The organism is uncultured Parabacteroides sp., assembly GCF_905196875.1.
Classification (GTDB): Bacteria; Bacteroidota; Bacteroidia; order Bacteroidales; family Tannerellaceae; genus Parabacteroides.
Genome location: NZ_CAJJWO010000060.1, coordinates 16,485 through 30,997, shown reverse-complemented (window position 1 = coordinate 30,997; position 14,513 = coordinate 16,485). Strand labels below are relative to the sequence as shown.

Sequence of the window (14,513 nt, the reverse complement as noted above, 5' to 3'; positions counted from 1 at the left end):
GATGCAAAAGTAGTGTTATAAAACATACACTCCAAACTTTTATCACTTTATTTTTCACTCAAAATCGTAGCAAAACAACTACATTACTGTATTACTGAACGTTACAAAGAAAAAAAAATTAAACTAAGTCTAATAACACAGCGCCCCTTCAATTTCAGCCGCTATCGAATCGCCAGCCACATCAAAAGCTATTTCTCTATACATTATTATATGGGAAAGGATAGCTGGTACAACAAAGCCTTTCCCTTTTTTGTTTTACTATAAAAATAAGGAGATTATTTATGACGGTAAAAAAAGTAGAAAATATCATAGCCCCACCTGCTCCGCACATGGTTGGAGACGGATTCAGAGTACATAACTTCATACCACATCTGGAACAATTAAGCAGAGAACGTATGAATCCATTCATCTTGTTAGATTATAATGCTAAAATGGAATTCTCACCGCGTAAAGAACCTAGAGGTGTCGGAGTACATCCTCATCGCGGATTTGAAACTGTCACAATCGTATATAAAGGAAAAGTTGCCCACCATGACAGCAGAGGCAATAGCGGTGTGATCGGTCCGGGTGATATCCAATGGATGACAGCGGCCTCCGGAGTACTTCATAAGGAATACCATGAAGAAAGCTTCAGTCAGAAAGGAGGTGAATTCCATGTTGTACAATTATGGATCAACCTTCCAGCTAAGGACAAAAAAGCTGATCCTAAATATCAGTCTATTGTAAACAGCCAGATTCCGAAAGTCGAACTGCCCGATAATGCCGGTCAGATCGAGATCATTGCCGGTAAATACCAAGAAACGGACGGAATAGCATCCACCTTTACTCCTATGCATTTATTAAATGTCCAATTAAATAAGGGAGGAAATGCCGAATTCTCATTCCCGGCAGATTATAACACGGCTGTTTTAGTCGTTGAAGGTTCTGTAAAGATCAATAATAATGAACTGGTTCCGACCGACTATTTCGCGTTATTCGAAAATAAAGGAGAAACTTTCACCATCCAGGCAGTAAATAAGGCAACTGTACTTATCTTGAGTGGTGAACCGATCAAAGAACCTATTGCTGCATACGGTCCGTTCGTTATGAATAATGTAGCAGAGTTGAAACAAGCTTATATTGACCTGGGAGCAGGTAAGTTCGGTAAACTGGACGACTGATCGCTAACATAATTGAAAAAACAATAAATCTGAACTGTATAAAGTTTCGGTATGAACAAACGCCCAGTAGCATTGTTTGAACAATACAAACGAGCATTATACTAAACTAAATTTTACAGTTATGGCAAAAGAAAGTGTTAAGATCCTACAGAAAAAACTAGATGTAGAAAGTTTATTATCACAGCTTAACGCTGCATTATCAGAAGAATGGCTAGCATACTATCAATACTGGGTAGGCGCTTTGGTTGCAGAAGGTGCTATGCGTGCAAACGTACAAGCCGAATTTGAAGAACATGCCAACGAAGAATTAGGCCACGCCAAATTACTGGCCGACCGTATTATCGAATTGGAAGGCGTTCCAGTACTCGACCCTAAGAAATGGTTCGAACTGGCAAGATGCAAATATGACGTACCTAACGATTTTGACGTTGTCAGCCTATTGAACCAGAACGTTGCTTCCGAACGTTGTGCTATCGTCAGATACCAGCAAATCGCCGAATTCACAGACGGTAAAGACTTCACAACCTGTGAAATAGCAAAACACATCCTGGGTATGGAAGAAGAACATGAACAGGACTTGCAAGACTACCTGACAGATATTGCCAGAATGAAAAGTTCTTTCTTAAACAAGTAATAGCCCGTCCGGTATAAATTACTTAGAAAATAAACCCACTCCTTTCGATAGAAAGCCGTGGGTTTATTTATTATTGAGCCATCTGCTTAAGAGCCGGCATATTACGGACTTTTATAATCTTCCGGGCGATGGAGATAACTCCCTCCTGCTCCATTTCGGCCAAAGCCCGTGCCAGAGAAGGGCGGGTCACTCCAAACGAATCGGCTATCTCCTGCTGAGTTTCGGTCAGATGAATAACATCTGCCGATGGCTCCGGTAGTTTACGAAGCAAATAATCTGCAATCTTATTCTTTATATTCTTTAGTGATAAGAACATGATCTTATCGCTCAGGAAATGACTTCTGCCGGATATCAGCATCAGGAAGTTCTGAAGAAGTTGCTTGTTCAGCTGCATCCATTGGGTAAAATCATCCCGGTGAATAAATAATATCTCCGAAAGCTCCATTGCCAGAATGTTTACCGGAAGATTATTTTGAGGAGCATACAGGAAAGCCGGCGCCAACAACTGGGAGGCTTGCAACTCTTCAATAACAACAAGTTTACCGGCATCATTCACCATCTGCCCTTGTAGAAGCCCACTCAATACAATCATCAGATGATTGCATGGTGCTCCCTGAAGAGCGACAATATCTTTCGGACGATAAGCCACCACCCTGTAAGCTGCTGTTTCCAGCAATTCTGAAATCTCTGTATCAGAAATATTTCTAAACAGTACGGATTTAGAAAGTATTGCTAGCATAGTCATTTATATATAAGGCAAATATAAGAAAAGAAAAGGAGATTAATTCATTTTTCCCTGCAGGAAAGTTGTTGCCGACAATGTCGGCAAAATAATCGACAGCGTCGGCAAAGCTTTCGACACTGTCGGCAATATTGCCGACGCTCTCGACAACAACTTTTATCAGCAACTAAATAAAATTACATAATGTCTGACATAAGTTTCATTCTTGTCCAAATAAAAGAACTACCACATCTATCTAAAAAATATTCGCGTTTGTAACATTTGGTACAATATAGGAAAGCGGTCTGTCCTACTTTTGTTTTCAGAACAATATAAACCAATAAAATAATAGAATAGTATGGATGCAAAAATGTTTTGTTTTCAGTGTCAGGAAGCTGCGAAAGGAACCGGCTGTACGATTAAAGGAGTCTGTGGAAAAGACGATGAGACTGCCAACCGGATGGACTTGTTGTTATTCATCACCAAAGGAGTATCTGTTGTTGCCACTCAACTACGAAATGCCGGGATAGAAATACCCTCACATATCAATCATTTCGTTGCGGATGCTCTTTTCTCTACGATCACAAATGCTAACTTCGATATGGGAAGTATTACCCGACGCGTTGTCAAAGGAATAGAATTAAGGGATCAGTTAAAAGACGAAGCCGGTAAACGAGGTATCGAACTGCCGGTCATCGACGAACTGGTCTGGAAAGGTAACGAGGATGCTTTCGAAGGGAAAGCACTGACAGTCGGTGTATTACGTGAAGCAAACCCCGACATCCGTTCTTTAAAGGAACTGATCATTTATGGACTGAAAGGAATGGCTGCTTATGTGGAACATGCCGGAAACCTCGGATTTGAGGAAGCAGACTTACACCGGTTCATTCAGTTTGCATTGGCAGAGACCTTACGGAAAGACCTTTCAGCTGAACAGTTAACGGCATTAGTGCTGGAAACCGGAAGCTACGGAGTAAAAGCAATGGCATTGCTGGATAAGGCAAATACAAGCAGTTATGGCAATCCGGAGATCACGCAGGTAAATATCGGTGTACGCAACAATCCAGCCATTCTGATAAGCGGTCACGATCTGAAAGATATGGAAGAACTACTTGCACAGACAGATGGAACCGGAGTCGATGTATATACACATAGCGAAATGTTACCTGCCAACTATTATCCGGCTTTCAAGAAATACAAACATTTTGTCGGCAACTACGGGAACGCCTGGTGGCAACAGCGGGAAGAGTTCGAAAGCTTTAACGGCCCGATCCTGTTCACGACAAACTGCATCGTTCCGCCACTGGAAAGTGCTTCATACAAAGATCGCGTTTATACGACCAACTCGACCGGTTTCCCGGGATGGAAGCATATCCCGTCAAGAGAAGACGGCAAGACCAAAGATTATTCAGAGATCATAGCCCATGCCAAACGCTGTGCCGCCCCGAAAGAGATAGAACACGGACAAATCACCGGAGGATTCGCCCACAATCAGGTAATGGCTTTGGCTGGAAAAGTGGTCGATGCGGTAAAAAGTGGTGCCATCCGCAAATTCGTAGTAATGGCCGGATGCGACGGACGTATGAAAAGTCGTAACTATTATACGGAGTTCGCCAGCGAATTACCATCCGATTGCGTTATCCTGACGGCCGGTTGTGCAAAATACCGTTACAACAAACTGCCGCTCGGTGATATAGGGGGCATTCCCCGCGTATTGGATGCCGGACAATGTAACGACAGTTATTCCCTGGCTGTGATCGCCATGAAGTTGCAGGAAGCATTCGGGTTAGAAGATATCAACCAGTTACCGATTGTCTACAATATTGCATGGTACGAACAAAAGGCAGTCATCGTCCTATTGGCTCTATTGAGCCTTGGCGTTAAAAACATCCATTTAGGCCCGACATTACCAGCTTTCCTTTCGCCAAATGTTGCACAGGTATTGGTTGAAAATTTTGGGATAGGAACGATCAGCACACCGGACGAAGATATTGACAAGTTAATTCTTGCCTGATTTTTAACAAAACATTGTATATTCGCAACCAAATAGAAACAATTACGGTTATATCATAAAAAAGGCGAATATATATGGGGAAATTTTTACAAGAATTTAAGCAGTTTGCCATGCGCGGCAACGTTGTCGACATGGCTGTCGGTATCATCATCGGTGGTGCTTTCGGTAAGATAGTATCATCAGTCGTTGGAGATATAATTATGCCGGCAGTAGGATTATTGGTCGGCGGAGTGAACTTTACAGATTTGAAAATCGTATTGAAGCACGCAGTGATGGAAGGTGACAAAGTGATTACCCCTGCCGTTACGATCAACTACGGGAACTTCTTACAGGTAACATTAGACTTCATCATCATTGCTTTTGCTATCTTTATGATGATAAAAGGAATGAATGCCCTGAATAAGAAAAAGACAGAGGAAGCCCCGGCTACACCTCCCGCTCCACCTGCCGATGTTCAGCTATTGACCGAGATACGTGATTTACTGAAAGATAAAAAGTAAGAAACCAGAGATAAGTGTCAGTATCGACTGCTTTTTGAAGCAGTCGATACTGACTTTTTTGTGTCCATACATGGAGAATACTTTCATGATTATATTATACTATTCTTCTTATACATTAAACCGGATAACAAATGTACTTCCTTTACCGATCTCACTCTCCACATGGATCGTTCCGCCGTGGGCCTCAATAAAGTCTTTACTGATTGCCAGCCCAAGACCACTACCCTGTACTTTCGTGCCGGGAACACGGAAATAACGATCGAAGATACTTTGGTGATAACGCGGGTCGATGCCTTTACCAAAGTCTTTCACAAATATTTCTACGGTTTTATCTATCTGCCTGGCTCCAATGATGATACGCCCATTTTCCGGCGTGTAATGGATAGCGTTCGATAACAGATTAGTCAACACCCAGGCTATCTTTTCACTGTCGACAAACAGCTTCGATATCTTTTCCGGATACTCGACTTCGACATGGCAACCGAAACGTTCGGCCTGCACACGGTTTGCCTTGATGGCATAGTCGATCAGTTCGATCGGCTTGGTGATCTTCGGGTTCAGTTGCAGTTTACCCGTTTCCACCTGCGTCATTTTCAGGAGTTCGCCGGTGATATCCAATAAACGATCGCTGCTGTCTTTGATACTTTGCGACAAAGCCTTTTGCTCATCGTTCATTTCGCCTACCCGTTTATCCTCCAGAAGCTTCAGACTCATCATAATGGCTGAGATCGGTGTCTTTAACTCGTGGGAGATCGTAGAGATGAATGTAGTCTTAGCCGAATCCAGCTCTTTAAACTCCGTAATATTCTTCAACAGGATCACATCGCCCACATACTGGTTCTCCTTCCCGTTCTCATCCGTCACACGGATCGGGATATATTTTGCCTGAAAATAGCTTTCCTTGTTATCGGCATATATTTTCAACGGTTCCTTTTTCTCGTCCGGTTGGATCAGTTCACGTACCAGGCGACGAAGCAAGTCATTCTTTAAAGCCAGTTCGGCTGCGGATTTACCGATCACAACATCCCGTTTCAGATTCAGGATCGTAAGAGCCTCGTCATTGGCAAAAAGGATCGAACGGTTGCCATCGAGACCAATAATGGGCTCCGTGATACTGTTGACAATCGCTTCAATATACTTTTTAGCCTGGATAATATCGGCCAAGGTACTTTTACGGTACTCGGTAAGCCGTTCAGCCATCCGGTTAAAAGAGTTTGCCACATCCGAAAATTCCTGGTAATCTCCTAAGTCAAGCCGTTTCTCATAATTATGGTTGGCAATCTCCATGATACCATCGGTTAGTTTCCTTATCGGCGTATTGATCGATCGGGGCAAACGGATCAGGAAAGCAAAAGCTGTCAGGATACAAATAACGGCTATTATGCAGATCCACAACAAAGCCTGGTCTGCCGTATGTCCGGCTATCTGGCTTTTGCGATATATGGTAGCCATATTTAGGCTCATGATATCGTTGAGAGCCATGCGTACACGTTGAATCGTCGTATCGTTCAGTTCTTTATGCATCGCTTCATATTGGGTAGCCAGATGAGTCGTTGCCACGTTCTCATCCACTTCCGTAATATTCTTTTTCTGCAATTCGAGGTTTTTATCGAACTCCGCCTGCGCTACCGGGTCTGTCTTGATACGCTCAAGGGCGCTCAACATTCTTCTTGAATATAGAAGTGAATTGTAATTATCCGCCAGGATATTCTGAGTGTCGACAGACATATTATTGATATTCTTTACAGCCAGTCCTCCCAGCAACACAATCATAACGAATAACAAACCTATCCCGAAGATAAGCTTCGTTTTAATCTTCATACTTACAGACTTATTCATATTATGCGATTATTATTAAATCAATATTCAACTGCGACAAACTATTCAGTAATTTCCGGTAACGATACGAAGAAAACAACAGGGTACGCAAACTAAAGGAAGGCTTACCGATACAAAGTGTCGTTATCATTTTTTCCTTACATACCTGAACGATACTATCCGTCACCGACTCAGACTGAACCTGTATCACTTCTCCCCCCAGCTCTGTTGCCAGTTTAAAATGATTGGACAAATAACGCTGGTTGGCCAACGGTATCCGGTCAATGCTCTCCCGTGGAGTCTGTACATACAAAACAAAGAACTTCGTATTATAACGAGTAGCCAGACGGGCCGCTTTCCGGATCACCTTACGCGGCGTACGCTCATTACTGCTGATGCAGGCCAGGAACTTTTCATGCCGGACACCCGTATTGACCGGAACCGAATTCTCCACCTTCTTCTCCACCCTCAAAGCCACCTCCTTCAAGGCCAGCTCGCGCAGCTGAAGGATATTTTCCGACTTGAAAAAGTTATTCAGAGCGGTTTCCACCTTCTCCGGACGGTATATCTTCCCGGCTTTCAGACGTTTCACCAGTTCGTCGGCGGTGAGGTCGATATTGACCACTTCATCGGCCTGTTCCAATACGCTATCCGGAATTCGTTCTTTCACTTCTATTCCGGCTATATCCTGCACCTCTTCGTTCAACCCTTCCAGATGCTGGATATTGACAGCCGTGATCACACTGATGCCGGCCTCAAGGATATCCATTACATCCTGCCAACGCTTTTCGTTCTTACTGCCTTCTACATTGGAATGGGCCAGCTCATCGACAATGACTACTTCAGGATGGACACTCAGGATGGCCTGCAAATCCATTTCCTCCACCTCTTTCCCTTTATAAAAGGATTTCCGGCGCGGGACCTGGGGCAATCCTTCCACCAACGCTTCCGTTTCGAGCCTGCCATGTGTTTCTATATAACCGATTTGTATATCGATACCACTACGAAGCAGCTCGTGTGCCTCCTGAAGCATACGGTACGATTTACCTACACCGGCAATCATACCGATGTAGATCTTGAAATTACCACGGCGGGACTTTTTCAGTAAGTCCAAAAAGTGCTGTACACTCTGTTCTCTGTCCATCCGACTATCTATATTACGGTTTCAAAGTGAATCCGAAAACCAAATGAGCATCTTCGAGGCGAGGATTCCAAATGGCTTGTGCAAAAATAGGCAAAGAAAACGAATCGCTGAACTTTATTGCGGTCGTTCCTTTGAGCGCCACGTTCGTTACGGCAAAACTGTTTGTCAGATACTGCGGCGCATTCCAGGGAGTGAAGCCACAGGTCACATTCAGATCTACCATTTTAACACTGAACGGATAATTCATTTCCACATACGTAGAGTATGCCTGCTCATCATGACTATTCTTATCCAGGCCGGCAAACATTGTGTACCAGGCAATTGATAAAGGAAACTTTTCTACCGGCAATGAATAAGCAATAGCACCTTCAAAATGATGAGCAGTTTCATGACTCTTAAAATTAAAATACTTTCCGGCTCCCTGTCCGGCCCACCACAGGTCGGCAACCGACAATGTCAATCCAGAGTTTCCGAATGTATAAGCCGCTGTCAAGTCGATCTCTTTAGCGCCCTGTCCGGAATTTTCGTTTACACCGGTAAAGTCGGTCGAACCCCAGGCAGTCAGGGAGAAGCCCCCTACGCTCAGGCCAAAAGTCGGCTGGAAGCTGGCACTCGTCTGATACATTCCACGCCATACATAAGAACTCACCAGGTCGCCCTGTACCGTAAACTTTACGCCAGCCTCATTCTCCTGGGCTTGCATTATAGAGAAAGAAGAGACTGAGAAGATCATTGCCACAACGGCCATCTTTTTGAGTATCGATTTCATATTCTTGTTATATCGTTATTTGCTTCTTTAGTAAACTTGTTTAATCAATTATTTATCCAGGGCCTTTTCCACAGCCACATTCAGTTTCAGGACATTCACCTTTTCCGTTCCGAAAAGTCCCAGCAACGGTTTCTCTACATTGGCATTTACGATAGCCATCAATCTTTCCGGAGACACACCACGCGCTGCTGCCACCCGCTGTACCTGTACGTAAGCAGCCTTCGGCGAAATATGCGGATCGAGTCCGGAAGCACTGGCGGTAACAATCTCGGCCGGAACCTCTTCACGTTTCAGATACGGATGATGTACGAGGAAGGTATCGATGCGCGCCTGAAGGTCAGCCAGATACTCTTCATTGGATGGTCCCTTGTTACTACCTGCGGAACTGGAAGCATCATATCCGTCGCCCGCGCAGGAAGGACGACCCCAGAAATAAATATCCTGCGTAAAGGATTGGCCTACATTGGCCGCTCCCACTACTTTTCCATTCAATTCCACCACTTCGGCGTTTCCACTATTCGGAGTGGCAACCTGAGCAAAAGCCCATAAAACAAATATGTAACAAACACTGAACAATACACAGAAAGCTATTGTCAACTTTAACGATTTAATTATATTTGATATCATGATTTCTATACTTTTAATTGATTACATAAACAAACTGACAACCAGGTCAATCAACTTGATCCCGACGAACGGTGCCACTATACCGCCTACTCCGTATATCAGCAAGTTACGGCGCAATAACGCGGAAGCTCCGATCGGCTTATAAGCAACCCCTTTCAATGCCAGCGGAATCAGGATCGGAATAATGATCGCATTAAAGATGATCGCACTCAATATCGCACTTTCAGGACTATGCAGATGCATGATATTCAGTGCATCCAGCTGTGGAATAGCCACCATAAACAGAGCTGGAACAATTGCAAAATATTTAGCCACATCATTCGCTATACTGAACGTAGTCAACGTTCCGCGCGTCATCAGGAGCTGCTTACCGATCTCCACGATCTCGATCAGTTTGGTCGGGTCATTATCGAGGTCCACCATATTACCGGCCTCTTTAGCCGCCTGCGTACCGCTGTTCATAGCAACCCCTACGTTTGCCTGGGCCAGTGCCGGAGCATCGTTCGTACCGTCACCCATCATCGCAACCAGTTTACCGCTGTCCTGTTCCTTCTTGATATAGTTCATCTTATCTTCCGGCTTGGCTTCGGCGATATAATCGTCTACACCGGCTTTCTCGGCAATATATTTGGCAGTCAGCGGATTATCACCCGTTACCATTACCGTCTTCACCCCCATCTTACGGAGACGTTCGAAACGTTCCTGGATACCCGGTTTGATAATATCCTGCAATTCAATCACACCAATAATAAAGTCGTCCTGCGAAACCACCAGCGGCGTCCCCCCGTTACTCGTAATCTTCTGTACCAGGTCGGCTACCTCTTCCGGATATTTATTCCCGGCAGCCTCACTCATTCTGCGGATTGCATCAAAAGCCCCTTTACGGATACGGATGCCGTCTTTCAGGTCGACACCCGAGCATTTGGTTTCCGCGGTGAACTTAATCATCTTCGAACCCGAAGTACTCAGGTCACGGATACGGATACCCCGTTCACGTCCCAGTTCGACAATCGATTTTCCTTCAGGCGTTTCGTCGGACAGGGAAGCCAACAGGCAAGCCTGTACGAATGCTTGTTCCTCGATACCGGATACCGGGTAGAACTGGGTTGCCTTACGGTTACCGATCGTTATCGTTCCGGTTTTATCCAGTAACAAAGTATCTATATCACCAGCCGTTTCCACCGCCTTACCCGATTTGGTAATCACATTAGCACGCAAGGCACGATCCATACCGGCAATACCGATCGCCGACAGCAGACCGCCGATCGTTGTCGGGATCAGACAGACAAACAAAGAGATGAAAGCCGCAATCGTGATCTGCGTATTTGAATAATCGGCCATCGGTTTCAAAGTACCGCAAACAACCACGAATACCAATGTAAAACCCGCCAGCAGGATCGTTAACGCTATCTCATTCGGAGTCTTTTTCCTTGAAGCACCTTCTACCAGGGCAATCATCTTATCAAGGAAACTCTCGCCCGGCTGCGTGGTCACCACCACCCGGATCTGGTCGGAAAGCACCTTCGTACCACCGGTTACAGAACTCTTGTCGCCACCCGCTTCACGGATCACCGGGGCCGACTCGCCTGTAATGGCACTTTCGTCGATGGAGGCAAGCCCTTCGATGATCTCGCCGTCGGACGGGATCGTATCACCGGCTTCACAGATAAAGACATCACCTTTTTTCAACTTCGAACTGCTTACGGATGTGATAGAACCGCCAGCGCCAATCAACTTGGCCGGTGTCTCTTCACGGGTTTTGCGCAAACTGTCCGCCTGGGCTTTGCCACGTGCCTCGGCAATCGCTTCGGCGAAGTTGGCAAAGAGCAGGGTGAGAAACAACACAACAAAAACAAACAAGTTATATCCGAACGTTCCCTGGTTTTGCGCTCCGGTGACGACAGCCCAAACTGTTACGATCAACATCACAAACGTCACTATCTCTACAATGAACATGATCGGATTACGAAACATCGTACGCGGGTCTAGTTTTGCGAACGACTGTTTCATGCTTTCTATAACAAGCTCCTTTGGAAACAAAGAAGCGGATTTATTCTCTTTCATTTTATTTCTTTCTTAACTATCAGCTAATTAGTAAATGCTAAAATATTCGGCAATCGGTCCTAACGTCAGTGTCGGGAAGAAGGACAAAGCTGCAACAATAAAAATTACACAGAATGTCATTACACCAAACGTCACCGTGTCGGTTTTCAAAGTACCTGCACTCTCAGGTATGAATTTCTTTTGTGCCAGCAATCCTGCAATAGCCACTTGTCCTACGATCGGAAGGTAACGAGAAATGATCAGCGCCAACCCTGTCGTAAAGTTCCAGAACCATGTATTATCCCCCAGTCCCTCAAAACCAGAACCGTTATTGGCTGAAGCGGATGTATATTCGTAAAGCATCTCACTGAAACCGTGGAAACCCGGATTATTCAACCATCCCCCTTCGCTTTCCACAAAATCCGGGTGATAGACAAAAATATAACTTGAAATAGCCGTAAAGATCAGGATCACGAACGGATGCGCCAGCGCCACGATCGTAGCTATCTTCATTTCACGCGCCTCCACTTTCTTTCCGAGAAATTCCGGCGTACGTCCAACCATCAGCCCGCTGATAAAGACTGCTATAATAAGGAAAGCATAATAGTTCATAAAACCGACTCCCACACCGCCGAACCAGGTATTGATCTGCATATTCAACATTTCCATCATACCTGAAAGCGGCATCGTACTGTCGTGCATACCATTCACCGAGCCATTGGAAGTAACCGTTGTCGTACAACTCCAGAGCGCGGTAGCAGCCGGCCCCAGGCGTGTTTCCTTACCTTCCATCGCCCCACAAGCCTGGTCGATACCCATTTCGGTAATCTTCGGGTTACCGTTCATTTCATAATATGTATTGATCGCCACGCTTGCCAGGTAAGCAAATAGCATCACACCGAAAATCGTATATCCCAACTTCTTACGTTTCAGATAGAAGCCCAATGCAAAAATCATCGCCATCGGCAGGATCAGGATCGACCAACATTCCACCATATTAGAAAGGTAAGTCGGATTTTCCAGCGGATGAGAAGAATTCACACCGAAGTAACCTCCCCCATTGGTTCCCAACTGTTTAATAGGAACGATAGCAGCGGTAGGCCCTTGCGAAACCATCTGTTCAGTGCCTTCCATTGTGGTCACCGCCATCTTGCCGTCGAAGCCCATCGGGACACCTTGCAGGATAAGGACAAAGCCAACTATCAAAGACATTGGTAACAAGATGCGCGTACAGCTTTTCACCAGATAATTCCAGAAATTACCGATCGTTGCGGTACTTTTTGCCGCCATCGCCTTAAAGATACCGGCCAGTGCCGCCATACCGGTAGCCGCCGTAATAAACTGGAACAACATGATAACAAACAACTGCGTGAAATAAGTCAGCCCGCTTTCGCCGCTATAATGTTGCAGGTTACAGTTCACCATAAAACTGATACATGTATTGAATGCCAGATCGGGGCTCTGGTTTGCATTACCGTCCGGATTCAACGGCAAATACGCCTGTATACAAAGAAGGATCATCCCCCAGAAAAACCAGAAAACATTGACAGTAAGAAGTGCTTTCAGGAAGCTTTTCCAACTCATTTCTTCTTTCGGATCGATACCGCAGAGTTTGTAAATCCATCTTTCAACCGGAGCCATGAAGTCCAACCAAGTCTTCTCCTCCTTATATACCTTCGCAATGTACATCCCCAGCGGGTAGGCCAAAACGACCATCAATACGATTTGGGCAATACTACCTATTAATTCAGTATTCATCTTTTCACCTTAAATTTACGATTAAAACTTCTCGGGTTTGATCAACACATACATCAGATACCCGAAGATCACTACGCAGAGTATAAATAAAGCTGCAAACATATTTTCTCTCCTTTCTTAAATCTTTTCAAACCAATCTACACACTTAAAGAAAAACCAGTAGCAGGCCGCTCCCACCACACATAAAAATCCAAATCCTACAAATACGTTGTCTAACATACCTTTGTTTATTTAATAGTTAATACTAATCGTTTCGCTATTCTATATGCCAAAGGCGTGCCAAAAAAACGTCAAAAGTCATTATTGACTGAAATCCAACACTTTAAAAAAAACAGAAAGAAAACAACTCTGACAACAACCCTTCCATTTTGAAAAGGTAGCCTTTCCAAAACGATAATATCTTTCAAAATGGAAAGGTGAAGAAAATACTGAAATATACTATTCTCGCTAATCCATCAAAAGTAAAAAAGATCCAAATAATATTGATTAATGCCTGATCTGCTTTTTAAAGTTATTCATGCCAGCGAAATGGCTATCTTTGCAGCCTATCAATAATATTTAGTTTATATGGATACGCAACCTGTTTTTCCCAAGGGACACCTCATCGATTTTGAGAACTGGGAACGGAAAGACAATTACAATTTCTTCCGTGACTTTGAAAATCCAAGTATATCTATCACCTCCGAAGTGGAGTGCGCCGGTGCAAAAGACCGGGCGAAAAAGAACGGACAGTCCTTCTTTCTCTATTATTTGTATGCCATCCTGCGGGCGGCTAATGAAATAAAGGAACTGCGTTTCAGGATAAAAAACAGCGGGGAGATAGTTTGTTATGAGACAGTCGATGCATTGTGCCCGATACGCATGCATCAAAACGGGAAGTTCTTTACAGTAAGGATACCGTGGATTGAAGATTTCGATGCCTTTTACAAGGAAGCCCGCCATATCATCGACTCAATACCGGAAGACGGCAATCCGTACGAATCTGAAAATATAGCGACGGAAGACAGCAGATACAGTGTTATCCTCGTAAGTGCAACACCTGATCTTTATTTCACATCGATCACATATACACAGGAACGAAAGAGCGGTTCGAGTTATCCCTTACTGAATGTCGGGAAAGCTGTGACACGGGAAGGCCGGTTAGTTATGCCGGTAGCCATTTATGTGCATCATGGTTTTGTGGACGGGGCACACATCTCCGACTTTTTCCGGAAAACGGAAGAATATTTAAAGTAAAAGTCTGCATAAAAAGGAGAAGCTGTTTCAAAAGTTATTTTTACTTTAGAAACAGCTTCCTTTAATCTAAATTTTCAGCAGTAAACCTA

The 14,513-nt window shown here is 44.4% G+C and carries 13 protein-coding genes; 5 read left to right on the top strand and 8 right to left on the bottom strand.

Annotated elements, in window-relative coordinates:
• Window positions 1-281 precede the first annotated feature (281 nt).
• Together QZ076_RS16780 and QZ076_RS16775 are read left to right on the top strand one after the other, a co-directional pair.
• A complete protein-coding gene (locus tag QZ076_RS16780; RefSeq protein WP_293714966.1) occupies window positions 282-1,160 on the top strand; it encodes a pirin family protein in 879 nt (292 codons plus the stop codon).
• 121 nt (window positions 1,161-1,281) lie between these two features.
• Window positions 1,282-1,794 carry a ferritin-like domain-containing protein gene (locus QZ076_RS16775; RefSeq protein ID WP_293714964.1) on the top strand — a complete coding sequence of 171 codons (513 nt, stop codon included), beginning with the start codon at window positions 1,282-1,284 and terminating at the stop codon, window positions 1,792-1,794.
• Window positions 1,795-1,864: 70 nt separating this feature from the next.
• On the opposite strand, the gene QZ076_RS16770 is transcribed toward QZ076_RS16775, so the two are convergent.
• Entirely contained in the window at window positions 1,865-2,533 is a 669-nt protein-coding gene (locus QZ076_RS16770) for a Crp/Fnr family transcriptional regulator (RefSeq protein ID WP_293714962.1), read from the bottom strand.
• A gap of 340 nt (window positions 2,534-2,873) precedes the next feature.
• Here QZ076_RS16770 and hcp point away from each other — a divergent pair, with 340 nt between their 5' ends.
• Together hcp and mscL are read left to right on the top strand one after the other, a co-directional pair.
• Complete coding sequence (gene hcp, locus QZ076_RS16765; protein ID WP_293714959.1) at window positions 2,874-4,529, top strand: hydroxylamine reductase; 1,656 nt, start codon at window positions 2,874-2,876, stop codon at window positions 4,527-4,529.
• Window positions 4,530-4,603: 74 nt separating this feature from the next.
• Window positions 4,604-5,029: a large-conductance mechanosensitive channel protein MscL gene (gene mscL, locus QZ076_RS16760; RefSeq protein ID WP_075558442.1), complete on the top strand. Its 426-nt coding sequence runs from the start codon at window positions 4,604-4,606 to the stop codon at window positions 5,027-5,029.
• Between the two features lie 108 nt (window positions 5,030-5,137).
• On the opposite strand, the gene QZ076_RS16755 is transcribed toward mscL, so the two are convergent.
• The 7 genes from QZ076_RS16755 to QZ076_RS22010 all read right to left on the bottom strand — a co-directional run bounded on the left by QZ076_RS16755 (window position 5,138) and on the right by QZ076_RS22010 (window position 13,290).
• Window positions 5,138-6,868 carry an ATP-binding protein gene (locus QZ076_RS16755; protein ID WP_293714957.1) on the bottom strand — a complete coding sequence of 577 codons (1,731 nt, stop codon included), beginning with the start codon at window positions 6,866-6,868 and terminating at the stop codon, window positions 5,138-5,140.
• Between the two features lies 1 nt (window position 6,869).
• Window positions 6,870-7,991, bottom strand: coding sequence for a sensor protein KdpD (locus tag QZ076_RS16750; RefSeq protein ID WP_293714954.1), 1,122 nt, complete (start codon window positions 7,989-7,991; stop codon window positions 6,870-6,872).
• Window positions 7,992-8,004: 13 nt separating this feature from the next.
• Window positions 8,005-8,694, bottom strand: a complete 690-nt coding sequence (locus QZ076_RS16745) for a TorF family putative porin (RefSeq protein ID WP_293714969.1) — start codon at window positions 8,692-8,694, stop codon at window positions 8,005-8,007.
• 114 nt (window positions 8,695-8,808) lie between these two features.
• Complete coding sequence (locus tag QZ076_RS16740; RefSeq protein ID WP_293714951.1) at window positions 8,809-9,387, bottom strand: K(+)-transporting ATPase subunit C; 579 nt, start codon at window positions 9,385-9,387, stop codon at window positions 8,809-8,811.
• 21 nt (window positions 9,388-9,408) lie between these two features.
• Window positions 9,409-11,451 carry a potassium-transporting ATPase subunit KdpB gene (gene kdpB / locus QZ076_RS16735; protein WP_293714949.1) on the bottom strand — a complete coding sequence of 681 codons (2,043 nt, stop codon included), beginning with the start codon at window positions 11,449-11,451 and terminating at the stop codon, window positions 9,409-9,411.
• A 27-nt stretch (window positions 11,452-11,478) separates the two neighbouring features.
• A complete protein-coding gene (kdpA, locus tag QZ076_RS16730) occupies window positions 11,479-13,188 on the bottom strand; it encodes a potassium-transporting ATPase subunit KdpA (RefSeq protein ID WP_293714946.1) in 1,710 nt (569 codons plus the stop codon).
• 21 nt (window positions 13,189-13,209) lie between these two features.
• Window positions 13,210-13,290, bottom strand: a complete 81-nt coding sequence (locus tag QZ076_RS22010; RefSeq protein ID WP_365326079.1) for a potassium-transporting ATPase subunit F — start codon at window positions 13,288-13,290, stop codon at window positions 13,210-13,212.
• Between the two features lie 465 nt (window positions 13,291-13,755).
• On the opposite strand from QZ076_RS22010, the gene QZ076_RS16725 reads away from it, so the two are divergent.
• Window positions 13,756-14,424: a chloramphenicol acetyltransferase gene (locus QZ076_RS16725; RefSeq protein ID WP_293714943.1), complete on the top strand. Its 669-nt coding sequence runs from the start codon at window positions 13,756-13,758 to the stop codon at window positions 14,422-14,424.
• Window positions 14,425-14,513 lie beyond the last annotated feature (89 nt).